Consider the following 25014-nt stretch of genomic DNA (forward strand, 5'->3'; position numbering starts at 1 on the left):
TGTCATGGGTTTTGGAGTATTACGAAGACAGACCGCCGAAACCTGCAACACAGGTGGCGTCTTCCAAGACCCGTTTGTTTGCAGTCACTAGGATCTGTGCTGGTGAGATTCGGCGGCCACTTCGAGGCGCAGCACCGCCAAGGTATTGCGTCGACTGGCTCTGACAAAGGTGACCGAGTATGGATGATCACGGACGTAGCTCTTCTTCCAACCAGCCAATCCTTTATGTACTCGATACCAACGTATTGATTCACGATCCAAACGCGCTGCTCAACTTCGAAGAACACCACGTCGCCATCCCGATGACCGTGCTGGAAGAGCTGGACAAGCTCAAGAGCGGCCATCACAGCGTTGCCGCCGAATGCCGTCAGGCCATCCGGCTGATCGACAAGACCCTGGGCGATGCCTCACCCGAGGACGTTGAACAGGGCGTGCCGATTCAGCGGGGCAAGGGCGGGCCGAAAGGTTTGCTGTCAATTCTGATGAGTAAGCGTGCCGAGCCCAGCATCATTCTGCCCGAGCATCTGAACGACAATAAAATCATCAACCAGTTGATCGATCTGCATACCCACGACCCGAAAAAACCTGTCGTGCTGGTCACCAAAGACATCAACATGCGCCTCAAAGCTCGCGCGTGCGGGATCGCGGCCGAGGACTACAGCACCGACCAACTGGTCGACGATGTGTCGCTGCTGCCCAACGGCTACCACAACATGACGGGCTCCTTCTGGGATCTGGTGAGCAAGGTCGAGACTCGTCAGGGGCATGGTCGCACCTGGCATCAGGTGAAGCTGATCGACAATTTGCCAGCGGTGCACATCAACGAGTTCATCATTGATGAGCAGGGCTTTGTCGGCTGGATCAAGGAGATTGAGAACGACCAGCTGCTGATTCTGGACTTGCACCAGGAACCGCTGTTGCATCAGGAGGCTTGGGGTCTCAAACCGCGTGACATCTATCAGAGCCTGGCGCTTTTCGCCTTGCTCGATCCGGACATCCACCTGGTCAACCTGTCCGGTGCTGCCGGTTCCGGTAAAACCATTCTGGCACTGGCGGCTGCGATCGAGCAGACCATGGTCAGCAAGCGTTACCGGCGGATCATCGCCACCCGCAGCGTGCAGGGCCTGGACCAGGAAATCGGTTTCCTGCCCGGCACCGAAGCGGAAAAAATGGAGCCGTGGCTGGGCGCCATCACCGACAACCTCGAAGCCTTGCACATGGATGACGAAAGCACCCATGGCAGCGTCGACTACATCCTCAGCAAAGTGCCGTTGCAGTTCAAATCCCTCAACTACATTCGGGGCCGCAGCTTCCAGCAGAGTCTGATCCTGATCGATGAATGCCAGAACCTCACGCCGCACCAGATGAAAACCATCATCACCCGTGCCGGCGCCGGTTCGAAAGTGGTGTGCCTGGGCAACCTGGCGCAAATCGACACCCCTTACCTGTCCGCGACCAGTTCCGGGCTGACCTACCTCACTGAGCGCTTCAAGGATTTCCCGAACGGGGTGCACATCACCCTGCAAGGGGTGCCTCGTTCGATCCTGGCCGAATACGCCGAATCGCATTTGTAATCCTTCACCCAAACCGGGCGGCCGACAAAGCCGCCCGGATTCTTATGCCCGACATATAACCCCTGTAGGAGCGAGCCTGCTTGCGATGGACGTGAACGATAATGCGTGTTGCCTGAATGACCACGTTGTTCTTGCGTTTTTCGCGAGCAGGCTCGCTCCTACAGGGGGACGTCCGATAATCGTGCGTGCGGAAAATTGACCCGCAGGTTTACAATCGACGCTCCTGATCAGGAGTAATCCCGTGCTGACTCATCTCGATTCCCAAGGTCGCGCCAACATGGTCGACGTCACTGAAAAAGCCGTGACGTTCCGTGAGGCGACGGCCCAAGCGCTGGTGCGCATGCTCCCCGAAACCCTGCAAATGATCGTCAGTGGCGGTCACCCCAAGGGTGATGTATTTGCGGTAGCGCGCATTGCCGGCATTCAGGCGGCGAAGAAAACCAGTGATTTGATTCCGCTGTGCCACCCGCTGATGCTCACGGGTGTGAAAGTCGAGCTCAGTGCCGAAGGTGACGACAGCGTGCGAATTGTCGCGCGCTGCAAATTGTCCGGGCAGACCGGTGTCGAAATGGAAGCCCTGACCGCCGCCAGCGTCGCGGCGCTGACGATCTACGACATGTGCAAGGCCGTCGATCGCGGCATGACCATTGAAAGCGTGCGCTTGCTGGAAAAAGTCGGCGGCAAGAGCGGGCATTTCCAGGCGGACCCGTCATGAATATCACCGTGAAGTTTTTTGCCCGGTATCGGGAAGCGTTGGGTGTGGATGCGGTAAACGTCGAGGGCAACTTCGCCACCGTCGATGACGTGCGAGTGTTGTTGGCCCAGCGCGACGGCGCCGAGGTGCTCCGCGAGCAGAATCTGATGTGCGCGCGCAATGAAGACCTTTGCCAACTCGACGAACCGGTCAGCGACGGCGACGAAGTGGCGTTTTTTCCGACCGTGACCGGAGGTTGAATCTTGGCCATTCGTGTGCAATCCACGGCGTTTGATCCCGGCGCTGAAGTCAACGCCATGCACGATGCGAATGTCGGCGTCGGCGCGGTGGTGAGCTTTGTCGGTTACGTTCGCGACTTCAATGATGGCCTCGATGTGGCCGGGATGTTCCTCGAACACTATCCTGGCATGACCGAAAAAGCCCTCGGCAAGATCGCCCTCGAAGCCGAGCAGCGCTGGCCGCTGCTCAAGCTGCAAGTGTTGCACCGCATCGGCGCGTTGGAACCGGGTGAGCCGATCGTCTTCGTTGGCGCCGCCAGCGCCCACCGTCAGGCGGCGTTCGATGCCTGCGCCTTTGTCATGGACTACCTGAAAACCCGCGCGCCGTTCTGGAAGAAGGAAAATACCAGCGACGGACCGCGCTGGGTGGAAGGGCGTGACAGCGATCATGCTGCGGCGGATCGCTGGAAGCAGTAATTGCTGTAGCGTCCTTCAGTCAATCATCGCGGGCAAGCCTTGCTCCTAAAAGTTTAGCGCCGTCCCATCATGACGCGAAACCTGTAGGAGCGAGGCTTGCCCGTGAAGGGGCCATCTGCATCGCCAACGACTCATCTATTTACCACCCGACCACCGGCCGGCACGGGCTGCATTTGTCCGATTGACGATTTATACATAAAAGTCCAGTATGGAATTATAAGTACAAAAAAGGCTTTGCCCCGTTTCTGCTCTTTCTTCTGTCTTGCCAAACCAACAACAACCCGCGAGAGAACGAACATGAAGAAATTCCCCCTCATCACCGGTCTGGCCCTGAGCCTGTTGGCGTGCAGCTCTGTATTTGCCGCCGAGAAAACCTTGCGCATCGGTATCGAAGCGGCATATCCACCGTTCGCTTCGAAAACCGAAAAAGGCGAGATTGTGGGTTTTGACTACGACATCGGCAACGCCCTGTGTGCGCAGATGAAGGTCAAGTGTGTGTGGGTCGAAGGCGAGTTCGACGGTCTGATTCCTTCCCTGAAAGTGAAGAAAATCGACATGGCCCTGTCGTCCATGACCATCAACGAAGATCGCAAGAAGTCAGTCGATTTCACCCACAAGTACTACTTCACTTCATCGCGTCTGGTGATGAAAGAAGGTGCGGTGGTGGACGACCAGTACGCCAGCGTCAAGGGCAAGACCGTCGGAGTGCAGCGCGCCACCACCACGGACCGTTATGCCACCGAGGTGTTTGAACCCAAGGGCATCAACGTCAAGCGTTACGGCAACAACGAAGAGATCTACATGGACCTGGCGGCCGGTCGTCTCGATGCGATTTTTGCCGATACCATTCCACTCAATGACTTCCTGATGATGCCGCGCGGCAAGGGCTATGCGTTTGTCGGGCCAGAGCTGAAAGACCCGAAATACGTGGGCGAGGGCGCGGGGATTGCAGTGCGCAAGGGCAATACCGAACTGGTTAGCCAACTGAATACAGCCATCGACGGTATTCGGGCGAATGGCGAGTATCAGAAAATTTCCGAGAAGTACTTCAAATCCGATATCTACGGCGACTGATAGATCGCTTTCGCGGGCAAGCCCGCTCCCACATTGTCTGCGCCGTGCACACATATGTGATCACCGCAGAATCTGTGGGAGCTGGCTTGCCAGCGATGAGGTTGGAACTGCCAATGCAGATCTCTAACCCTTCAATTCCTTCAAATGCTTGTACACCGTCGCCCGTCCCATGTTCAGCACATTGGCGACATAGTTCGACGAGCTCTTGCCCTTGAAGGCACCTTCGGCATGCAGGGCCAGCACCAGCTCGCGTTTGTGGTCGCGGGTCAGCAGGTTCAGGCTCAGCTGGCGCTCGCGCAGCCAGGCGTGGAGGAAGGTGTTGATCCGTTCCTGCCAGTCATCGCGGAACAGTGAGTCCGGTTGCGGGATCAGCTTGGTCGGCGACAGGAACAGGTCCAGCGCGGCCTTGGCGTTTTCGAACAGCGAAATATTCAGGTTGATGCACAGCACGGCCAGCGGGTGACCTTCGCTGTCGCGCAGTACCGTGCTGAGACTGCGAATCTTCTGTCCATCCCAATTCAGCTTTTCGTACGGCCCGATGTTTCGTTCGCTGACGTCGTCGCTGAGCATGTCCTCCAGTGCGGAGTCGTCGCCGATTTCCCGTTTCGACAGGTTGTTGGCGATGTAGTCGACCTTTTGCGTGCGCAGGTCGTGCAGCACCACCTCGGCATGGGGAAAGAACAACGTGGCGATGGCATCGGCGATCGCATGGAAGTTATCCAGGGACGAGTCGTTCAGGGCCGGGTCATTTTCTGGGGCGTTCATGGGGTGCGGCTCTTCATACAGTAGAACTCCGGGCAACTTCAGCGCCCCGCAATACGGGGCTCTGAAAGTGTGCCGCAATCATGTCGGCGCGTCACCTGAGGTGGTGAATCAACCCAGACGAGCGAGGGAGAGCATTTCGGCGCTCAGACCGAAGCGGGTCAGTTGTTCGGGCAGGGCTTCACCACGGACCAGCGCGGCACTGGCCTGACCCATCGCGGGTGAGGTCTGGATGCCATAACCCCCTTGAGCCGCCACCCAGAACAGCCCCGGCACCTGCGGATCGAAACCCGAGAGCAAGTCGCCATCACTGACGAAGCTGCGCAGGCCGGCCCAGGTGCGGGTCGGGCGGCGGATCGTCAGGGTGGTGGCTTCTTCGATCTGGTAGATGCCCATGGCGATGTCCAGCTCTTCAGGCTGCACGTCGTGGGGTTCAACCGGGTCGGCGTTGGCCGGCGAGCCGAGGAACATCCCGGCGTCGGGTTTCATATAGAAGGACTCGTCGAGGCTGACCAGCATCGGCCAATGATGGATATCCACACCCTCGGGGCCAGCGAAAATGAACGCGGCCCGGCGTTTCGGTTGCAGGCCCAGTGGTTGTGCACCGGCTAGCGTGCCGATCTTGTCGGCCCACGCGCCCGCAGCATTGATGATGAGGGGAGCGCTGAAAGTCTGGCTGTTGGTTTGCACCTGCCAGGCACCGTCGGTATCACGGCTCAGGCCGAGCACTTCAGTGTCGGTGTGCACTTCGCCGTTATTGCGACGGATGCCACGCAAGTAACCCTGATGCAGGGCGTCGGTGTCGATGTCGCTGGCGGTCGGGTCGTAGATGGCGCCGTGGACTTTTTCCCGGCGCAGGATCGGCAGGCGTACACAGGCCTCCTCGGCGCTGAGCAATTGCATCTCCGGGACCGTGGCTTTGGCGCTCAGGTATTGATTGTTCAATTCGGCCGGATCACCGGTGAAGTCCACGGTCATTTCACCGCGCGGCGTCAGCAGCGGGTGCTCGCAGAAACCGCTGGGCGGGTTGTCGAAAAAATCCCGGCTGGCCTGGGTCAATGCACGAACCTGTGGGGTGCCGTAAGCCGCGGTGTACAGCGCAGCGGAACGTCCGGTGGAGTGATAGGCCGGATGGGATTCACGCTCGAGTACCACCACTCGCCCGTGCTGCGACAGCCAGAAGCCCGTGGAGGCGCCGGCAATTCCGCCGCCGATGATGATGAAGTCTGCCTGGCTCATGAACGTCTCCTGTAGGGGCGCAATTGCCGAAATGGTTGAAAACTCCTGTAGGAGCAAAGCTTGCTCGCGATGACGCCAGCACATTCAACATGAGTGTTGACTGACATGCCGTCATCGCGAGCAAGCTTTGCTCCTACGGGTTTATCTGATGTCAGGGGTGAGACGGTAAATGGCATTGGCCAGCGCAATGTCTTCAAGGCCCAGGCCAATCGAGCGGAAGAACACGTGACGGTCGTAAACGGGACGCGCCACCTTCTCGCTGAGCAGATCCGCCAGGTCGCCGACGATCGCGTTTTTGTCCCAGCCATGCTGCTCGCCGGCGATCAGCATTTCACCGGCCGAGCCTGGGGTGGTCAGGCGATAGTCACAGAACACCCGCATGTCATTGAGGCTCTGTGGTGGCACTTCGTGGGCACGAGGAGCATTGGTGCTGATCGAGGTGATCAGCGCCGGTTTGTTCAGGTTTGACGGGTCGATCACCGGGCCGGCCGATGAGGTGCAGAGCATGATCACATCCGCGTCCTGGATAGCCGTTTCGCGGCTGTCGACGATCTTCAGGCGAGGTTCGATGCTCTTGAGCTGGCTCATGGTTTGCGCATCTTCGCTCAGGCCTGGCGAGTACAGGCTGATACTCTGCCAGTCGCGCAGGTTTTTCGCGTAATGCAGGTGCGCTTGAGCAACCTTGCCGCTGCCGATGATCGCCAGGCGAGTCACGTTCAAAGGTGCAAGTGCATCGACCGCCACCACGGTAGTCGCGGCGGTGCGCGCCGTGGTCAGTTCGCCGGCATCACACAACAGCAGCGGCTGACCGGTCTGCATCGACATCAGCAGGGTCCAGGCGGTCACCAACGGCCCCTGTTCGCGCACGATGTAGGGCGACGTCTTGACGCCGTAAACACCGTCTTGCGCCAGCACGCCCAAGTAGTTGATGAAGTCGCCCGCGCCATTCGGAAACTCCACAAGATGCTGCGCCGGTTGCACGGCTTGTCCGGCGGCCAGGTCGCGAAACAGTTTGCGCATGATCTGCGGCACGTCGATCTGTGTCAGCAAATCGCGAGCCTGGGCTTGGGTGATCACATGAGGCGTACTGGACATGGGCGGCTCCGGACATGGAAGTAAACTAATTTGTCTATTATGGACTTTTTGTTTTAACGAGCAAGCCCTGTCGAAAAAGCCGGACGAAAAAAAAGCGCAGTCCGTTTCCGGCTGCGCCTTTTTTGCACGTTGTCCGTTACGGACGCTTGCGCTCAACCGCCCGCAACAGATGCGTCGGTGGTGTTTCACAGCTGATTTTCTTGCCCAACAGCGCCTCGATGGACGGTAGCTGGTAGGAGTCATCTTCACCGGCAAAGCTGATGGACACCCCATCAGCACCGGCGCGACCGGTACGACCGATGCGGTGCACGTAGTCGTCCGGGACTTCCGGCAGGGTGAAGTTGATCACGTGGCTGATGCCGTCGATGTGAATACCGCGACCGGCAACATCGGTAGCAACCAGTACGCGAATCTTGCCTTCGCGGAAGCCTTCCAGAGTCTTGATGCGCTTGTGTTGCGGCACATCGCCGGACAGTTGCGCAGCGTTGATGCCATCGCGCACCAGGCGTTCTTCAATGCGCCGCACTTCATCCTTGCGGTTGGCAAATACGATTACCCGTTCCCAACCGTTGTCGTTGACCAGGTTGTAGAGCAGTTTGTATTTGTCGGCACCGGCCACGGCGTAGATGTGCTGCTCGACGTTTTCGCTGGCCACGTTGGTGACTTCGATTTCGACGATCGCAGGATCAGTGGTCCATTGCTTGGCCAGGTTCATCACGTCTTCAGTGAAGGTCGCGGAGAACAGCAGCGTCTGACGCTCGGCCTTTGGCGGCGTCTGGCGAATGATCTGGCGCACTTGCGGGATGAAGCCCATGTCGAGCATGCGGTCGGCTTCGTCGAGCACCATCACTTCGACCATGTCCAGGTGCACGTCGCCACGCTGGTTGAAGTCCAGCAGACGGCCGGGAGTGGCCACCAGAATGTCGCAGTGGCGGGCTTCGAGGTGCTTGAGCTGCTTGTCGAAGTCCATGCCGCCGACGAACGTCATGACATTGAGCCCGGTGTACTTGGTCAGGTCGGCGGCGTCCTTGGCGATCTGGACGACCAGTTCGCGGGTCGGGGCGATGATCAAGGCCCGCGGCTCACCCATGTAGCGCTCTTTCGGCGGTGGGGTTTGCAGCAGCTGGGTGATGATCGAAATCAGGAACGCCGCGGTTTTACCGGTACCGGTTTGCGCCCGACCGATGGCGTCTTTACCGGCGAGGGTGAAACCCAGTACTTGCGCCTGGATCGGCGTGCAATACGGGAAGCCCAGGTCCTGAATGGCGTGCATCAGTTCAGGAGCGAGTTTGAAATCGTGGAAGCGGGTTTTGCCTTCCTGGGGTTCGACGACGAAGTCTTCGAGTTTCCAGGGAATGACCGGGGCTTTTGGCTTCGGTTCACGGCGGGGTTTAACGGGTTTCGGGGTTTCGCTGCGCGGTTGCTCGGCGGCGGTTTGCGCAACAGGCTCGGCGGCCGGCGCGCTCTTGGGCTCGTGTTTCGGTGCCGCTACAGGGGCGGTCCGGCCAGGCTGTTTACCGTCGGTGCGGTGGCCGGGAGTGTGAGACGGAGCGCTGGGGACTGGCGCGAGTTGCTCAGTCTCGCTTTTACCGAACATTTTCTTGAGTGCTTTGAGCACGGTCATCTCATCAATTGGTTAAGGAATGTACGCCGGCCAGTGTAATGCAAGAAACGGGCGCGGCGTAGTGGGATGGATCAAAGGGCTGTTTTAAGCAAAAAATCGCAGGAAAGTTCAACGCAAGCGTTCGGCAAGCCAGACACCAAGGTCGCGGATCTCTTCGGGTAACACTTCGTGACCCATTGGGTATTCCTGCCATGTCACGGTGACACCACGCTGCTTCAAATGCTCGTAGGCGCTGCGGCCCATCGAGTTTTGCACTACATCGTCGTACTGGCCATGCAAGCACAGCACCGGAATACGCTGCTGACTGGCGGACAGCTCCAGTTCGTCACTGAAGGTCGGGGCATAAGTGGAGAGGGCTAGTACGCCACCCAACGGTCCCTGCCATTTCAGGAAAGCGGTGTGCAAGACCACCGCGCCACCTTGGGAGAAACCGGCCAGGAAAATGCGCGAGGCGTCTATTCCGATGGCTCGCTGCGTGTCGATCAACTTAATGATTTTTTGTGCGGACTCTTCCAGCTGCTCACGGTTGATCGCGCGAGCCGGACTCATGGCCAATATGTCGTACCAGCTGGGCATCTCGTAGCCACCATTGATGGTGACCGCACAGGTTGGCGCCTGAGGCAGAACGAAGCGTGTGCTCAACAAGGTTTCCTGCAGGGCTTCAGCCACGGGCAGGAAGTCATAGCGATCGGCGCCCAGGCCGTGGAGCCAGATCACGCAGGCGTCTGCGGGCTTGACGGGTTCTAGGATCAAGGGCTCGGTCATGTTTGCTCCAATATTGTGCATGCGCTCTCATTCAGTGCGAGGGGTGAGTGCGTGTCTGGTTGATCAGTTACGAAGATGTCGCAAGGTTACAAGTTTTGCTATTGACCTGTCGCTTAACCGCTTAAGCGGGCGGTGTGGTACGGGCTTTGCTATAGGGAAGCGCGTATGAAGAATCCCACAACTGTCGGTAACACTATCAGGCCATTGTTGGCAGTGGGATAGCAAAAAATCCGGTAATGGATGTTCGCCAGTGGCCGCTACGGGCTTCGCGAACGTGAAAGGGCTACAGCCCGTTCGGCCGATTGGTGAGAAGTGAGTTGTCCATGATGTGGATTTTCTCCTACTAGACTCATGGCTACGGTCCTACGTCGGTTGACCCTAAAAAAAACCAACACGGGTCAACAACGCCTCAAAAGGGTGCGACAGGACTCACGCTCCGACACAACAAGAGCAAAACTGGAGGTTTGAATGAAGATGTTGAAATCCACCCTGGCAGTCGTGACTGCAGCCGCAGTACTCGGCGTCAGTGGGTTCGCTCAGGCGGGCGCGACCCTGGATGCAGTGCAGAAGAAAGGTTTTGTACAGTGCGGCGTCAGCGATGGCCTGCCTGGTTTCTCGGTTCCAGACGCCACCGGCAAGATCGTCGGTATCGATGCTGACTACTGCCGTGCCGTGGCCGCTGCGGTATTCGGCGACGCGACCAAGGTCAAGTTCAGTCAGTTGAACGCCAAAGAGCGCTTCACCGCGCTGCAGTCCGGCGAAATCGACATTCTGTCGCGCAACACCACCATGACCAGCTCCCGTGACGCAGGCATGGGTCTGAAATTCCCGGGCTTCATCACTTACTACGACGGCATCGGCTTCCTGGTAAACAACAAGCTGGGCGTCAAGAGCGCCAAAGAGCTGGATGGCGCGACCATCTGCATCCAGGCCGGCACCACTACCGAACTGAACGTTTCCGACTACTTCCGCGGTAACGGTCTGAAATACACCCCGATCACTTTCGACACCTCCGACGAAAGCGCCAAGTCGCTGGAATCCGGTCGTTGCGACGTGCTGACCTCCGACAAGTCCCAACTGTTCGCCCAGCGCAGCAAGCTGGCTTCGCCGAAAGACTACGTGGTTCTGCCGGAAACCATTTCCAAAGAACCTCTGGGCCCGGTCGTGCGTAACGGTGACGACGAGTGGCTGGCCATCGTGCGCTGGGTTGGCTACGCCATGCTCAACGCCGAAGAAGCGGGCGTGACGTCGAAAAACGTCGAAGCCGAAGCCAAGGGCACCAAGAACCCGGACGTTGCTCGTCTGCTGGGTACCGACGGTGAGTACGGCAAAGACCTGAAAGTGAAGAAAGACTGGGTCGTACAAATCGTCAAGCAAGTCGGCAACTACGGTGAAGTGTTCGAGAAAAACCTCGGCAAGAGCACTCCGCTGGAAATCGACCGCGGGCTGAACGCTCTGTGGAACGCTGGCGGCATTCAATACGCACCACCAGTGCGCTGATGGTTCTATCACCCGGTGGGCCAACCACCGGGTGATGTTCTGTTCCATTATTTCCGGGGCACTTCATGCAAAATTCAATCGGCGCACCAAAGCAGAGGCTCAGCCTCAGCGATCCACGAGTGCGTGCGTGGGTATTCCAGATCATCACGATTATCGCGGTGGTCTCGCTGGGCTGGTATCTGTTCGATAACACCCAGACCAACCTGCAACACCGGGGCATCACCTCCGGTTTCGACTTTCTGGAGCGCAGTGCCGGTTTCGGCATCGCTCAACACCTGATCGACTACACCGAAGCGGACAGTTACGCCCGGGTGTTTGTCATCGGCCTGCTCAACACATTGCTGGTGACTTTCATCGGCGTGATTCTGGCAACCATCCTCGGCTTCATCGTCGGTGTGGCGCGGCTGTCGAAGAACTGGATCATCGCCAAAGTGGCGACGGTATACGTGGAAGTCTTCCGTAACATTCCGCCGCTGCTGCAGATCCTGTTCTGGTACTTCGCGGTATTCCTGACCATGCCGGGACCGCGCAACAGCCATAACTTCGGCGATACCTTCTTCGTCAGCAGTCGCGGCCTGAACATGCCGGCCGCGCTGATGGCCGACGGTTTCTGGCCGTTTGTGGTCAGCGTCGTGGTGGCCATCGTCGCCATCGTGCTGATGTGCCGCTGGGCCAACAAACGCTTCGAAGCCACCGGCGTGCCGTTCCACAAATTCTGGGTCGGCCTGGCGCTGTTCCTGGTGATTCCGGCGCTGTGCGCATTGATTGTCGGCGCACCGGTGCACTGGGAAATGCCGCAGCTCAAGGGCTTCAACTTCGTCGGTGGCTGGGTGCTGATCCCGGAACTGCTGGCCTTGACCCTGGCCCTGACCGTGTACACCGCGGCGTTCATCGCCGAGATCGTGCGCTCGGGCATCAAGTCGGTCAGCCACGGCCAGACCGAAGCGGCGCATTCCCTCGGCCTGCGCAACGGTCCGACCCTGCGCAAGGTGATCATTCCGCAAGCCCTGCGCGTGATCATTCCACCGCTGACCAGCCAATACCTGAACCTGGCGAAGAACTCCTCGCTGGCGGCCGGTATCGGCTATCCGGAAATGGTCTCGCTGTTTGCCGGTACGGTGCTGAACCAGACCGGTCAGGCGATCGAGGTGATTGCCATCACCATGAGCGTGTACCTGGCGATCAGTATCAGCATTTCCCTGCTGATGAACTGGTACAACAAGCGCATTGCGCTGATCGAGCGGTAAGGAAAAGCGCATGAGTACTCATACTTTCAAACCTGACATGCCACCACCGAGCAGCAGCATCGGTGTAGTGGCGTGGATGCGCGCAAACATGTTCTCCAGCTGGCTCAACACCTTGCTGACCCTGTTCGCGTTCTACCTGATCTACCTGGTGGTTCCGCCGATTCTGCAGTGGGCCATCATCGACGCCAACTGGGTAGGCACCAGCCAGGCCGACTGCACCAAGGAGGGCGCCTGCTGGGTGTTCATCCAGCAGCGTTTCGGCCAGTTCATGTACGGCTACTATCCGACGGATCTGCGCTGGCGCGTCGACCTGACCGTATGGCTGGCGGTGATTGGCGTAGCGCCTCTGTTCATCTCGCGCTTCCCGCGTAAAGCGGTGTATGGCCTGAGCTTTTTGGTGCTGTACCCGATCATTGCCTGGTGCCTGTTGCACGGTGGCGTTTTCGGCCTGACCCAGGTGGCGACCAGCCAGTGGGGCGGTCTGATGCTGACCCTGGTGATCGCCACTGTCGGTATCGCCGGTGCGCTGCCGTTGGGGATTGTCCTGGCGCTGGGCCGACGTTCGAACATGCCGGCGATTCGGGTGGTCTGCGTGACCTTCATCGAGTTCTGGCGCGGCGTGCCGTTGATCACGGTGCTGTTCATGTCCTCGGTGATGCTGCCGCTGTTCCTGCCTGAAGGCATGAACTTCGACAAACTGCTGCGGGCGTTGATCGGCGTGATCCTGTTCCAGTCGGCCTACGTGGCCGAAGTGGTGCGCGGCGGCCTGCAAGCGATCCCCAAGGGGCAGTACGAAGCGGCCGCGGCGATGGGCCTGGGTTACTGGCGCAGCATGGGCCTGGTGATTCTGCCGCAAGCCTTGAAGCTGGTAATCCCCGGCATCGTCAACACGTTCATTGCACTGTTCAAGGACACCAGCCTGGTGATCATCATCGGCTTGTTCGACCTGCTCAACAGCGTCAAACAAGCGGCTGCCGATCCGAAATGGCTGGGCATGGCCACCGAAGGCTACGTGTTCGCCGCCCTGGTGTTCTGGATTTTCTGTTTTGGTATGTCGCGCTATTCCATGCATCTGGAACGCAAGCTCGACACTGGCCACAAGCGCTGACGCGCTACCCAATTTAGGAAGTTTTGTGATGAGCGAAGCAATCAAACAGCCTGTGAGCCCTGAAGGCATTATTCAGATGCAGGGCGTGAACAAATGGTACGGCCAGTTTCACGTACTCAAGGACATCAACCTCAACGTCAAGCAGGGCGAGCGTATCGTCCTGTGCGGCCCGTCGGGTTCCGGCAAGTCCACCACCATCCGCTGCCTCAACCGCCTGGAAGAACACCAGCAGGGGCGCATCGTGGTCGATGGCGTGGAGCTGACCAACGACCTCAAGCAGATCGAAGCGATCCGCCGTGAAGTCGGCATGGTGTTCCAGCACTTCAACCTGTTCCCGCATTTGACCATTTTGCAGAACTGCACCCTGGCGCCAATGTGGGTACGCAAGATGCCCAAGCGCAAGGCCGAGGAAATCGCCATGCATTACCTGGAGCGCGTACGCATTCCGGAACAGGCGCACAAGTACCCGGGGCAACTGTCCGGCGGCCAGCAACAGCGTGTGGCGATCGCCCGCGCGCTGTGCATGAAGCCGAAAATCATGCTGTTCGACGAACCGACGTCGGCACTCGATCCGGAAATGGTGAAAGAGGTACTCGACACCATGATCGGCCTCGCCGAAGACGGCATGACCATGCTCTGCGTGACCCACGAAATGGGCTTTGCCCGTACCGTGGCCAACCGCGTGATCTTCATGGACAAGGGGGAGATTGTCGAACAGGCGGCGCCGAACGATTTCTTCGATAATCCGCAGAATGATCGGACCAAGCTGTTCCTGAGTCAGATTCTGCATTGATGGCAGGCTGACTGATAAAACAAACCCGGCCTCGCGCCGGGTTTTTTATGTTTGCCGCTCACGGCACAGTGAGTGTTTCGTGCTCCTGGTGCTCAGTAAATTTGAACGCTCCCCTCAAATCCGCTCCTTCAGCCAGGATTTTCGCATCGGCGAGTAAATGCGGGTAGCGATCCAGCAGGCGCATTAGCAGCATCAACGCCTTCGGCGGAAGTACTTCGCCGCGTTCGTAACGTGAGAATGCGTTGTGCCCGCCACCGGAAAGCAGTTGCACCGTCTCTTTTTGCGTAAGGTGCAATTTGCGACGGATACGCTTCATCTCGGCGCCGATCATTTGCCTGGCGGCGATGACCAGCGCATCACCTGCTTCCCCATAACGCTCCGCACTATCCGTATCGGGGTCCAACTCGACTTCACCGCACTTCTGGCACTCCCAGCCAGAAAGATTATCTACTCGGCGCTCCATGCCTTTGACACTCAGGGTCTCGCTGCGCCCCTCGAAATGTCTCATTCCCTCACGTGCACCACAGCTGAAACATTGCTGGGTATTCATGGGTTTTTCTCCTTGAAGGAGATTACCGGTGGGCCGCCGGCAGGGCGGTACGCCACCTTGATGTAAATCTCCAGATCTTGTGAGTTGATGTGATACACGTCCTGCCAGACTCGATGATCGTCATAAGTGGTCATCGATTTGTACAACATCCTGTTCTGTAACTCGAAAACGATATCTTGCATCTCTCTGAGGCTAAGGCCGAGATTCAGACCGGCCTTTGCCGCGGTTTTGGTGAAGGCTTTTCTTCCAAGCCGCCTGACTTCGGCCTTGATCACCGCCAAGTCGAAATGGGGTGTGTTCTTTTCCATAAGAATCCAAAACCCTGTCCCTGAAATTACCCTTAAAGGGTAATTTTGACTAATCGAAAATCCCGCTGCATGTCCTCTCTCTGACCCTAGGCGGTTGCCGTCCTACTCGAAGCTGACTAACATGTCAGAAAATTCATCCTATGATTGGATGAAAAGGCGAGCCTTATGTCTGACATTTCTCCATTAGTTAAACGATCCCTGGTCGACCAGGCGCTGGACCAGTTGCGTCTGCGCATCACCCAAGGTGCCTGGACGGTCGGCCAGCGCTTGCCCACCGAACCCGAGCTGTCGGCAGAACTGGGCATCAGCCGCAACACCGTGCGTGAAGCCATGCGCGTGCTGGCGTTTTCCGGGTTGATAGAAATCCGCCAGGGCGACGGTAGTTATCTACGGGCGGTGGTTGATCCGCTGGACACCTTGAAGGCGTTGTCCAGTTGTTCGCGGGAACAGGCCCGCGAAACCCGGCACATCCTCGAAGTCGAGGCCATCGGGCTGGCGGCACTTCGCCGAACCGATGAAGACCTGGTGGCGTTGCGCGAAGCGCTGGGTGTCAGCGGCAGCCACTATCACGGCGACCTCGACACCTACATTGCCTGCGACCTGGTGTTCCATCGTCGCCTGGTGGATGCGGCGCACAACCCCACGCTCAGCGAGTTGTATCGCTATTTCTCCAGCGTCGTCGGCGCGCAGTTGCGCCACTGTCTGAACATCACGCCCCGACGCCAGGAAGTGTTCGACCTGCACATCGCACTGCTCGATGCCGTCGAACAACGCGACCCGGAACGCGCCAAAGCGCTGTCGAGGCAGTTGATCAATGAACCTTGAAACCGAGAACCGCATGTCCAGCGATCACAGCAACATCACGCAATCCAAGCGCACGGCGGAGCTCGAAGAGTTGCTGATCGATGCCGAGGCCGATGACGAGCAGGTCCAGCAAACGCATCCGGTCCTGCGTCGGCCCTGGCTGTTGCTGCTGGGGTTGATTCTGGTGGCGCTGAACCTGCGCCCCGCGTTGTCGAGCATGGCGCCGATGCTCAGTGACGTGTCGAAGTCACTCGGTCTTTCGGCCTCCCAGGCTGGTTTGCTGACTACGTTGCCGGTGCTTTGCCTCGGTCTGTTTGCGCCGTTGGCGCCGGTGCTGGCGCGTCGCTTCGGTGCCGAGCGGGTGGTGCTGGGCATTTTGCTGACCCTCGCTGGCGGCATCATCGTGCGCAGCTCTTTTGGCGAAATCGGTTTGTTTGCCGGCAGCGTGTTGGCCGGTGCCAGCATCGGTGTGATCGGCGTTTTGCTGCCGGGCATCGTCAAGCGTGATTTCCCGAGGCAGGCCGGCACCATGACTGGTGTCTACACCATGGCCCTGTGCCTGGGGGCGGCGATGGCAGCGGGGGCGACCGTGCCGTTGAGCGAGCATTTCGACCGGAGCTGGGCCATGGGCCTTGGTTTCTGGGTGATCCCGGCCCTGGTCGCGGCCCTTTTCTGGTTACCGCAAGTGGGGCAAAAGCACGGCGCACATCATGTCGCTTACCGCGTTCGCGGTTTGCTGCGCGACCCGCTGGCCTGGCAAGTGACCTTGTACATGGGCCTGCAATCGTCACTGGCTTACATCGTGTTCGGCTGGTTGCCATCGATCCTGATCGGTCGCGGGCTGACGCCGACCCAGGCAGGGCTGGTGTTGTCGGGTTCGGTGATCGTGCAACTGGTCAGTTCCCTCGCCGCGCCATGGCTGGCGACTCGCGGCAAGGATCAGCGCCTGGCCATCGTGATTGTGATGGCGCTGACCCTCGGCGGCCTGTTCGGTTGCCTGTACGCGCCGCTCGAAGGCTTGTGGGGCTGGGCGATTGTGCTGGGGCTGGGGCAGGGCGCCACGTTCAGCCTGGCGCTGACCCTGATCGTGCTGCGCTCGCGCGATGCCCATGTGGCGGCGAACCTGTCGAGCATGGCCCAGGGGTTCGGTTACACCTTGGCATCCATGGGCCCATTCGCAGTCGGCATCGTGCATGACTGGACCGGTGGCTGGACCGCCGTGGGCTGGATCTTTGGGGTGATCGGCCTCGGCGCCATCATTGCCGGCCTGGGCGCCGGGCGTTCACTGTATGTCCAGGTGCTCAGCGAAAAAATCTGAATCAAAGGTAAACCATGTCCAGGGTCGCCGAGCCGTCGAGCTGGACATCGGCGCTCAAGTCCAGCTGGGACGTGGGCGCGATGACGGCTTCGATGGTGACTCGGCTCGACAGGTGCTGGATGAAGATCGGACCGGCGTTGCTACCGGCAACGTCGGTAAATCCCAGGTAGCTTTTGGCGCCAATCGGAATCGGGCGGCTGCTGGATAAACTCCAGGCCAGGCCGCCCGTGGTGGAGTCGGTGCGGTAGACCTGCGAAAGGTCATCCACCACCGTTTGGGCGGGATCGAAGTTCAGCGAATACAGGCCGATGTTGTTGCCGCTTTTGTCGCGATTCAGCCCGTAATAAATCTCGCTGTTGACGATGGCCGACCCGTCGCGGTTGTCGTGCATGACCAGGGCAAAACGCGAAGGGCCGTTGCATTGGATGTTGAGGTCCAGCACTTGATCAGGCAGTTGCGTGCGCTTGTCGACGCTCAGGTCCTGGCGGAAGATCTTTCCGTAATCCACCGTGCCATTGTTGGACAGGACCGGTGTACAGGCGACGGGCGTGATCGTGCCCTTCACCGTCAGGTCGACCGTCGAGGCGGCCAGCACATGGGGCGCGACGCAGACAAGGGCGACAGTCAAAGGTGCTGCAAAATAATCTTTCATCGATGGGCTCCTCATGCATCTGAGCTGCAGGAGCGAGCACGCCCCTGCAGTTTTTCAGGGGCTTACAGGTATTTCATTTCGAATGTCGCGGAACCGTCCATGACCACTTCTAGGGCATATGGTGCGACGTTGACCAGAGCGGCGGTCGACAATGCCATGAAGTACTTTTTCATTTTTCATTCCTTTTTGCGGGTTTATTCCTGGCTGATCCAGCGCGCTTGATTGCGCCCCGGATTCAACCTGGTGGGTCAGGTGTTACAGGTAAATGATCTCGATCGTTCCTGCGCCATCGAGGTCGATGGCGTTGCTCAAGTCCAGGCTGTTGAGCGGCGCGATGACCGCATCGACGGTGATGCTGGCGTTGAAGGTCTGAATCATGGTCGGGCCCGCGCTGCTGCCAGCGCTGTCGGTGAAACTCAGGTAACGGGTCTTGGCGATGGCGATCGGGTTGGCGCTGGCGCTGCTCCAGCCTGTGTTGCCACCGGCTGAGTCGGTTCGATAAAGGCGGGCAAAACTGTCGGCATTGGCGCTTGCCGGGTCGATATTCAGCGCGAAAAAGCCGATTTTGTTGTTGCGGGCATCGGTGCCGAGGCCGTAATGGAAGTCGCTGTCGACTGTCGCCGAGCCCGCACGATTGTCGTGCATGATCAACGCGAAAGCCGTCGGCCCATCGCAGCCGACCCGCAAGTTCAGCGAGCGCGCGGGCAGGCGGGTGCTCTTGTCGGCGTTGAGGTCGTTGATCGTCAGGCTGCCGAAATCCACCACACCGCCGTTGGACAGCGCCGCTTCGCAGGCCGCCGGAGCGAAGCGTGCACGCAACGTCGCCTCGCGACTGCGATCGGCCGACACGGCGTCGAACACCCCGGCCACCTCCCAGGTCACCGCGTCGCGCACTTGCATCCCTTGTTCCTGAACCCATGCCGTCCATTCAAGCTGGGCCGAAAAAGTGCGGCCCTGTATCGGCACTCCGCCTTGCACCGGAACCACGCCATGTTCCGGTCGCCAGACCAGTTGCGCTGCGGTTTGTGCGGGTGCCTGACCAGCAGCGGCGATCAGCCCCAGCTCTACCGACTGACCATCGAGCACCGCGTCGCGGATGTGCAACTGATAAGTGCCACGTTCGGCAAAATGGAAGCGGTTGGACGTTGCTGCCATGGCCCGATAAAACAGGCTCATGTCGGTGGGTTTCGAGCAGGTCAGGGTGAGGCTCGACCGCCGCTCGCCGAGGTTGCGCTCCGATACCGAATCGGCGCGGATCGCACGGTTCATCAAGCCGTAATCGACGACCGGCTGGCTCAGGTTGAACTGACAGTCCTCAACCGATCCCCAGGCAAAAGGTGAGAGCGCCAACGCAACGACGGTGGCCAGCAACAGGCGGGTCAGATTCATCAAGTCATCCTCATGGGGCTCTGCACTTGGCGGCAGTGGTTTCGTAGTAGGCGTCGGTATCGGCGTCTGCCGGCAGTTCGAAATGCAGTGCGCAACGCTCAAGCCCGGGCGCCTTGATGAACAGCGCCTGGCTGTCCAGTACGTTGGGCAGGAATACCAGTCCGCCCTCCTGAACCAGGGTGACAAACTCGCCATCCTCGGTATTCACCGCAGCGCCGCGGGGCAGGGGTGCACCGTTGGCGGTGGTGACTTTTAGCAGTGCGCGGCGGGTCAGGCTGACGCCGAATTCGACCTTGTCGACCGCCCCGCGCCCGGCGGAAATCACCGCCAGGCCGTTGCTGATGTCGGCGTTGCGCGGCAGGGTTTTGGTGTCGACTTCCACCGGGCTTTTGCCATAGGCCGTGAGCTGTGGAATCACTGCTTGACCTTGCCAATCGGTCCACACCGGACCGCTCGGCGTCGACACCTTGATGGCACCCATCTCACCCACAGACAGCAAACCGAAGGTGTCGCTGATCGGGTAAGGCGAGAGCGTCAAACCTCGGTCGTGCAGCACCGCACCGCCTCGGGCGCTGGCCTGGTAACTGGAGCGCGCGGCGTCGGCGCGGGTGTAGTTGAGATCCAGCTGGGTGTAGCGCGGCAGCAGGGAAACGCCGGCGGAAGACTGCACCTCTTTATTGCGGGAGTCGTGTTCAGCGCCGACGCGGTACGCCAGTTGGTCGTTGAGCTGTTCACTCAAGCCCACGCCGCTGCGGTACTCGCCACCGGAACTGCGTACCCAGGTGCGCGCACGACGGTTTTCACCCAGGGGAATGCTCAGATTCAGGTAGACGCTATCGTCGGTGCGATTGGCCCCACTGAGTTGCCATTCCGCCGTTGCCGATAGCGACACCCCTTTGATGTTGGTGCCCCAGGACGCCAGGGCGCGGCTGCTGCTCTGACCATCGAACGAGCTTGACTGACTGAAGCCACCGCTGAAGGCGCCGAACCACGGATGGGACCATGACAGGGCCGCGCTTTGCTGGTCGCGGTAGCGGGATTTCTGGTCGTCATTAGTGTTGTCAAATACCGCGTCTTCCAGTTCCCGATAACCCAGGGTTCGGTAGGAACTTGCGGCATTCAGTGCCCAGCGCTCGCTGAAACGGTGCGACAGGCTCAGGTCGGCCTGAAGCCCCTGGCCGCCTTGGCGGCCGCTGGCATCCGCGCCGGTCAGTGTCGCCTGGAGCTGGGTATCCGGCGAAGGCAACAGGCCGACGCTGGTACCGGCCGCGCGATAGTCGGCGGCGCCGGTCAGCCCGCCGCTGATCAATATTTGCGGGTTCAATACGCCGCTCCATCCGCCACTGACGACCCAAGGTTCGTCACCTTGCTCATCGCCACTCCTGCGCACGGTTCCCGCCGCAAGGGAGAAGCCTGGCGCTGGCAAGCCGATACCGAGCATCGCCGCCGGTATCGTGAAACTGCGCTGGCTGCCGTCCTCCTCCTTGACTGTGACTTCGACGTCGGAGCGGCTATTGAGCCGGCGCACGTTGTTCAGGGCAAAGGGGCCTGCGGGCACCACGGTGGAATAGATCAGCGAACCGTTCTGCCGCACTTCGACCTGTGCCTGACTGTTGGCGATGCCTTCGATGACCGCGCTTTGCCCTTCGGCTTGCAGCGCCTGTTCGTTGAGAACCTGTACGCCGGTGATCTGCGCACCGGCCAACACCGGGTTGTAAAGGTTGATCTGGCCGGCCTGCAACACGGCTTCGTGACTGGCGAAGGTGCGCTGGGCGTAAGCGGCGATATGCGTTGTGCGCGACACTTCATCCTGCCAGGTCTGCACCTGACGACTGCGCACGATCCAGTCGCCGGCATTAAAACCCAGCTCGGTGTTGGCCGAGGCATAGCGGCTCGTACCCTCGCCAAAACGGCTGTGCTGTCCGGTAATGTCGTAGTTGAGCAGCGCAGCGACGCCGCCGGTTTGATAGCCGCTGACATCGCGTTCGGCGGGTCGAATAGCATGGGTCGGCACAACCAGCGTCAGGGCCAGGTTGGCCGGATCCTGTTCGATGGCGGTTTGCGGCGCGAGGGCGAGAAAGTCGTAGCAACGGCCATCGTCGTCGAGGATCTGCTCGGGCACGTTCAGGTTGGCCTTGTCGAGCAGCGTGCGGTCAAAGCACAGTACACCGGCGCGATCGAAGGCGACGTCGACGCGACCCTGTCGTTGGCCGTTGACGTTGAGCGTCACCGAATGCCGGCCCGTGGCGAAGCGTGGCGCTTCCATCAGCAAGGTCGCCAGTGCCGGATCGATACCGCGCTGTCGCAGCGTGTTGCTATCGAAGGACGCCAGTAGTAATTCGCTACCGCGAGCGTCGAGCACCATCAGCGTGTTGATCAGCAATAAGGCCAATGTTGTCCGTCGACGCAACCGGCGTGAGTGGACGCGGGTCCGAATCACAGGCACGGCTTCGCCATCACGGTAAAAAGTTACTGTGTTCATGGGGTTCACTTGGTTTATGCGGGCGTGCTGAACTGATCGTTGAAATTCAGTCACGCCTTGGGTAACAGCTCGCTGGCCGTTACCCGAAAACTTCGGCGCGGGTTATTCCATCGTCGCGCAGTCGTGGCGGTTCAGGACTCGAACGGTGTTTCGAAATGCGGCACCGCGAAGCCGTAGACCGTCGCCGGTTGTATCCGTACGCGGGTGGCGGCAGCGCCTTTGGCGGGCACGCTCAAGGTTTCCCCCGGCAGCACGTAGGTGCGCGGCAACAACGCCGAACCATTACCGGGCAGCAGCGTCAGTTCCTGGGCCAAACGCACGACATAGGGTGATGGATTGTGCACGCTGACCTGATCGTTTTGCAGGCGCCAGGTCAGCCCCGTCCACGGTGTGCGATTGGGCGCCAAGCCCTTGGGGTGCAGGATCACCGGCAAATTTTGCCGCACCGTCACGCCGACCCGTGCACGCCCGGCTTCGGCCGGTTTACGGTCTTGAGGCATGCCCTCGAAAATCACCCGCTTCAGGCGCTGGGTGGTCAGGGGCGTGGAGGTCTGCAGGATGAACCGCACCAATTGACTCTTGCCCGCCTCGACCCGGGCCAGCGGCGGCGTGACGAACAACAGCGGTTCCTTGTCCTCGGGAATGTCTTCGAGGGTGACATGCAGCAACGACAGGTTTGCGTCAGTGTTGGTGACCGACACCGAGGTTTCGCCATCGGCTTCATTGACGATCACCACAGAGGTGTCGGGGACCATGCCATCGGCCACGACGTAGCCAGCGAACAGATAGGCCAGCGTGCCCAGACAGAAACGTCTGCATCGCGCGCCGTTGAAAAGAGTCATGGTGGATGCCTGTGTAAAAAAAGGAAAAGTCAGCATGGCTAGAGTTAGTTCTGGTCAACGCAGTCCTGGTGAACGGGCAGGAGGTCGGGTGGACGACCTGCCGCGCTTCGATTTCTCGATGGTTTACAGGTAAACCACAGACAGGGTTACCGAGCCATCGATGGCCACTTCGTTGGTCAGGTTGAGCTGGTTGGCAGGGGCAATTCGAGGTGCGATCTCGAGATCGGAAACCAGTGTCTGAAACGGTTTTGGTATTACGCTGCTGACGTCGGCGACGGTGAGAATGTTGGTTCGCATCAGTTCGCGGGTTTGGTTCCAGGTCGAACCGCGGTCCTCGGAACCAATCGTGCTGACTGTCACGCCATCGGCCAGCGGTCTCCAAATTTCCAGGTTCATCGCTCCCAGTTTTTGATTAGTGTTGATCAGCCCGAGGCCGAAATCGTAGGGGTCATTATTGAAATCCGAACCTTCACGGTTATCCTTGGCCTCAAGGCCGGCAAGAGTCGGTCCGTCGCACGTGAGCGTCAGTTGCACGTATTGTTTGGGCAGCCATGTCGCTTTGTCAGGGTTCAAACTCTTGGCCGAAATCTTGCCGTAGTCCACCAGCCCGCCTTTGGACAGGGTCGGTTCGCAGGCGCTCGGAGTGATCGTCCCGCTGACGCTCAGGTCGACGCTGGAGGCAGCAAAAGCGCAGGCACTGCCGGCCAGCAACATGGCGCCGAAGAGGGTGTTGAAAGTCTTGTTCATGGTGAAGCTCCTGATGTGGAATAAACAGCGGCGCGATGATCAATAAGTGATCTGCAGTGTGGCGTGCCCGTCGATCGGCACCTCATCAAGCAGAGTCAGGCCACTGGCTGGCGCAATGAGGGTGACGGCGCGCAAGCGAGCACTCAGGTGCTGCAACGCGATGGGCGTACGCAGATCGTCAGGGCTGGCAAACGCCGTCAACCCGGCGTGCCCCAGATACGTCGAAAGTCCCCAGTTACTGCCGTTGTCGCGGGACATGATGGTCAACACCGTATTGCCGTCAGCTTGCGGTTCGAAGATTCCGAATCCCACGCTACCCAGCTTCTGGTCGTCGTTGACCGTACCCAGGCCGTGATAGGCCTGGTTGACGGCCGACGTTCCGGCGCGATTGTCGATGGTGGTCAGGGTGAAAAAGGTCGGGCCTTCACAATCGATCTGCAACTGCAGTTCGCTGGCGGGCAACCGAGTAGGCAAGTCCTGATCGAGATTTTTCGACGTCAGTTTGCCGTGATCGACGATGCCGCCGTTCGACAGTGAGGGTGTACAGGAACTCGGTGTAATGATTCCGCTGACACTCAGATCGGCGTTGCCCGCCGCCAGCGCAGAGTGCGCGCAGGTCAGCCACGTTATGCTCATCAAAGCGAGGGCGCATCGTTGCGTGATGGGTCGTCCTTGGTTCATGTATTCGCTTTTCCTTGAACGAAGATGATTGGAAGTTGCCGTGTACGGACAGGCGCAATCTAACGGTCGAGGTAATCAGGTGGAATGCAACTAATACGAAAACGTGCCATTGACTGTAAGAAAGTGCGAGGTGTACTACAGGTTGTATTGAGTGAGGGTGTTGTCTGTAGGCTGTCTATGTGGTCTATCGGATATATGAACTGTAGGGCGATTCTTATTGTTCTATCGGATAAAGGACAGTCCCCCGCAGACATTGGCTGACATTTTTTGGCGTGCGAGATTGGTCGTTGTGATGGTGCAAGGACGGCGCTATTTTTTTGCGCACTCCAGTCACTCAACAGGATTAATCCGACAATGCAGGTAATCATTGCTGATGACCATCCGGTGGTTCGTATTGGAATGCGGATGCTCATCGACCTGAGCGGCACTTGCGTCATTGTGGGCGAGGCTGAGGGGCCTGACAGCCTGCTGAGCCTGCTTTCAACATCGCCTTGCGATTTGCTGATCACTGACTTCAGCATGCCCGGCAACGTGCAGGCCGATGGCTTGAAAATGCTCGGAATGGTGCGGCGTCACTATCCGCAAACCTCGATCATTCTGGTCACGATGCTCGCCAACGTCATGACGCTCAGAGCGGCGATTGCCCAAGGTGTAATGGGGGTCATCGCCAAGGATGCCTCGGCCAGGGAGCTGCCGATGGCCGTCAAGGCGGTGGGCGAAGGGCGGCGATTTCTCAGCGACTCCTTGCGCGCCGCACTGGCTTCGGCAGAAACCGAGGCGCAATCGGGATCTCCATCGTTGTCGGCCAAGGAACATGAAGTGGTGAGAATGCTCGCCAGCGGCATGACCGTGAGTGAAATTGCCGAGCAATTCAACCGCAGCGTGTCCACGATCAGCAAACAGAAAATCATGGCCATGCGACGACTGGGCATTTCTACCGATGTGGATCTGTTCGCCTATGCCCGTGAGAGCGGAATGGTGCATCAGGATTGATAAATTCGTGTGGGTCAGCACCCTCAAGGAAAATTCGTATTAGTTGTATTTTTTGAC

General features: G+C 59.2%; 25 protein-coding genes. 12 read left to right on the plus strand and 13 right to left on the minus strand.

Features of this window, described 5'->3' with window-relative positions; translation table 11 throughout:
* Positions 1–179: 179 nt before the first annotated feature.
* The 5 genes from D8U73_RS02365 to D8U73_RS02385 all read left to right on the plus strand — a co-directional run bounded on the left by D8U73_RS02365 (position 180) and on the right by D8U73_RS02385 (position 4058).
* Positions 180–1574, plus strand: a complete 1395-nt coding sequence (locus D8U73_RS02365; protein ID WP_130903620.1) for a PhoH family protein — start codon at positions 180–182, stop codon at positions 1572–1574.
* Positions 1575–1815: 241 nt separating this feature from the next.
* Complete coding sequence (gene moaC / locus D8U73_RS02370; RefSeq protein WP_008060536.1) at positions 1816–2289, plus strand: cyclic pyranopterin monophosphate synthase MoaC; 474 nt, start codon at positions 1816–1818, stop codon at positions 2287–2289.
* On the plus strand, positions 2286–2528 hold the full coding sequence (locus D8U73_RS02375; RefSeq protein ID WP_056853658.1) for a MoaD/ThiS family protein: 243 nt from the start codon (positions 2286–2288) through the stop codon (positions 2526–2528). The genes moaC and D8U73_RS02375 overlap by 4 nt, the downstream gene beginning before the upstream one ends.
* Positions 2529–2531: 3 nt before the next feature.
* Positions 2532–2984 (plus strand): molybdopterin synthase catalytic subunit MoaE, encoded by a 453-nt coding sequence (moaE, locus tag D8U73_RS02380; protein ID WP_056853657.1) that lies wholly within the window; start codon positions 2532–2534, stop codon positions 2982–2984.
* Between the two features lie 297 nt (positions 2985–3281).
* Entirely contained in the window at positions 3282–4058 is a 777-nt protein-coding gene (locus D8U73_RS02385; RefSeq protein WP_130903621.1) for an ABC transporter substrate-binding protein, read from the plus strand.
* A gap of 123 nt (positions 4059–4181) precedes the next feature.
* Here D8U73_RS02385 and D8U73_RS02390 read toward each other — a convergent pair whose 3' ends face one another.
* From D8U73_RS02390 to D8U73_RS02410, 5 genes are all read right to left on the minus strand, one after another.
* On the minus strand, positions 4182–4823 hold the full coding sequence (locus D8U73_RS02390) for a PAS domain-containing protein (protein ID WP_056853655.1): 642 nt from the start codon (positions 4821–4823) through the stop codon (positions 4182–4184).
* A gap of 108 nt (positions 4824–4931) precedes the next feature.
* On the minus strand, positions 4932–6059 hold the full coding sequence (locus tag D8U73_RS02395) for an FAD-binding oxidoreductase (protein ID WP_130887016.1): 1128 nt from the start codon (positions 6057–6059) through the stop codon (positions 4932–4934).
* A gap of 141 nt (positions 6060–6200) precedes the next feature.
* The gene (locus tag D8U73_RS02400; RefSeq protein WP_130887015.1) at positions 6201–7154 is read right to left on the minus strand and encodes an ornithine cyclodeaminase family protein; all 954 of its coding nucleotides are present in this window, start codon (positions 7152–7154) and stop codon (positions 6201–6203) included.
* 136 nt (positions 7155–7290) lie between these two features.
* On the minus strand, positions 7291–8778 hold the full coding sequence (gene rhlB, locus D8U73_RS02405; protein ID WP_130903622.1) for an ATP-dependent RNA helicase RhlB: 1488 nt from the start codon (positions 8776–8778) through the stop codon (positions 7291–7293).
* A gap of 108 nt (positions 8779–8886) precedes the next feature.
* Positions 8887–9543, minus strand: a complete 657-nt coding sequence (locus tag D8U73_RS02410) for an alpha/beta hydrolase (protein WP_056853651.1) — start codon at positions 9541–9543, stop codon at positions 8887–8889.
* 468 nt (positions 9544–10011) lie between these two features.
* Here D8U73_RS02410 and D8U73_RS02415 point away from each other — a divergent pair, with 468 nt between their 5' ends.
* From D8U73_RS02415 to D8U73_RS02430, 4 genes are all read left to right on the plus strand, one after another.
* Positions 10012–11043 (plus strand): amino acid ABC transporter substrate-binding protein, encoded by a 1032-nt coding sequence (locus D8U73_RS02415; RefSeq protein ID WP_056853650.1) that lies wholly within the window; start codon positions 10012–10014, stop codon positions 11041–11043.
* A 65-nt stretch (positions 11044–11108) separates the two neighbouring features.
* Positions 11109–12290: an amino acid ABC transporter permease gene (locus D8U73_RS02420; protein WP_056853649.1), complete on the plus strand. Its 1182-nt coding sequence runs from the start codon at positions 11109–11111 to the stop codon at positions 12288–12290.
* A gap of 10 nt (positions 12291–12300) precedes the next feature.
* Positions 12301–13398 carry an amino acid ABC transporter permease gene (locus D8U73_RS02425; protein ID WP_056853648.1) on the plus strand — a complete coding sequence of 366 codons (1098 nt, stop codon included), beginning with the start codon at positions 12301–12303 and terminating at the stop codon, positions 13396–13398.
* 28 nt (positions 13399–13426) lie between these two features.
* Positions 13427–14191 carry an amino acid ABC transporter ATP-binding protein gene (locus tag D8U73_RS02430; protein ID WP_003178331.1) on the plus strand — a complete coding sequence of 255 codons (765 nt, stop codon included), beginning with the start codon at positions 13427–13429 and terminating at the stop codon, positions 14189–14191.
* A gap of 58 nt (positions 14192–14249) precedes the next feature.
* On the opposite strand, the gene D8U73_RS02435 is transcribed toward D8U73_RS02430, so the two are convergent.
* Together D8U73_RS02435 and D8U73_RS02440 are read right to left on the minus strand one after the other, a co-directional pair.
* Complete coding sequence (locus D8U73_RS02435) at positions 14250–14741, minus strand: type II toxin-antitoxin system MqsA family antitoxin (RefSeq protein ID WP_130903623.1); 492 nt, start codon at positions 14739–14741, stop codon at positions 14250–14252.
* Entirely contained in the window at positions 14738–15049 is a 312-nt protein-coding gene (locus D8U73_RS02440) for a type II toxin-antitoxin system MqsR family toxin (RefSeq protein WP_130903624.1), read from the minus strand. Before D8U73_RS02440 ends, D8U73_RS02435 begins: the two co-directional genes overlap by 4 nt.
* Positions 15050–15214: 165 nt before the next feature.
* On the opposite strand from D8U73_RS02440, the gene D8U73_RS02445 reads away from it, so the two are divergent.
* Positions 15215–15874, plus strand: coding sequence for a FadR/GntR family transcriptional regulator (locus D8U73_RS02445; RefSeq protein WP_130903625.1), 660 nt, complete (start codon positions 15215–15217; stop codon positions 15872–15874).
* Positions 15864–17171 carry a CynX/NimT family MFS transporter gene (locus D8U73_RS02450; RefSeq protein ID WP_130903626.1) on the plus strand — a complete coding sequence of 436 codons (1308 nt, stop codon included), beginning with the start codon at positions 15864–15866 and terminating at the stop codon, positions 17169–17171. The genes D8U73_RS02445 and D8U73_RS02450 overlap by 11 nt, the downstream gene beginning before the upstream one ends.
* A gap of 1 nt (position 17172) precedes the next feature.
* Here the strand turns inward: D8U73_RS02450 and D8U73_RS02455 are convergent, their stop codons facing one another.
* The 6 genes from D8U73_RS02455 to D8U73_RS02480 all read right to left on the minus strand — a co-directional run bounded on the left by D8U73_RS02455 (position 17173) and on the right by D8U73_RS02480 (position 23919).
* Positions 17173–17823: a DUF1120 domain-containing protein gene (locus tag D8U73_RS02455; protein WP_130903627.1), complete on the minus strand. Its 651-nt coding sequence runs from the start codon at positions 17821–17823 to the stop codon at positions 17173–17175.
* A gap of 255 nt (positions 17824–18078) precedes the next feature.
* A complete protein-coding gene (locus tag D8U73_RS02460) occupies positions 18079–19212 on the minus strand; it encodes a DUF1120 domain-containing protein (RefSeq protein ID WP_130903628.1) in 1134 nt (377 codons plus the stop codon).
* A 10-nt stretch (positions 19213–19222) separates the two neighbouring features.
* Entirely contained in the window at positions 19223–21694 is a 2472-nt protein-coding gene (locus D8U73_RS02465; protein WP_130903629.1) for a fimbria/pilus outer membrane usher protein, read from the minus strand.
* A 131-nt stretch (positions 21695–21825) separates the two neighbouring features.
* Positions 21826–22536, minus strand: a complete 711-nt coding sequence (locus D8U73_RS02470; protein ID WP_130903630.1) for a fimbria/pilus chaperone family protein — start codon at positions 22534–22536, stop codon at positions 21826–21828.
* 123 nt (positions 22537–22659) lie between these two features.
* The gene (locus D8U73_RS02475; protein ID WP_130903631.1) at positions 22660–23283 is read right to left on the minus strand and encodes a DUF1120 domain-containing protein; all 624 of its coding nucleotides are present in this window, start codon (positions 23281–23283) and stop codon (positions 22660–22662) included.
* Between the two features lie 39 nt (positions 23284–23322).
* Positions 23323–23919 carry a DUF1120 domain-containing protein gene (locus D8U73_RS02480; protein WP_130903632.1) on the minus strand — a complete coding sequence of 199 codons (597 nt, stop codon included), beginning with the start codon at positions 23917–23919 and terminating at the stop codon, positions 23323–23325.
* Between the two features lie 399 nt (positions 23920–24318).
* Between D8U73_RS02480 and D8U73_RS02485 the strand changes: the two genes are divergently transcribed.
* On the plus strand, positions 24319–24957 hold the full coding sequence (locus D8U73_RS02485; protein WP_130903633.1) for a response regulator: 639 nt from the start codon (positions 24319–24321) through the stop codon (positions 24955–24957).
* Positions 24958–25014: the final 57 nt, after the last annotated feature.

Origin of the sequence: Pseudomonas sp. Sample_22, from assembly GCF_004307635.1 — a bacterium.
GTDB lineage: Bacteria > Pseudomonadota > Gammaproteobacteria > Pseudomonadales > Pseudomonadaceae > Aquipseudomonas.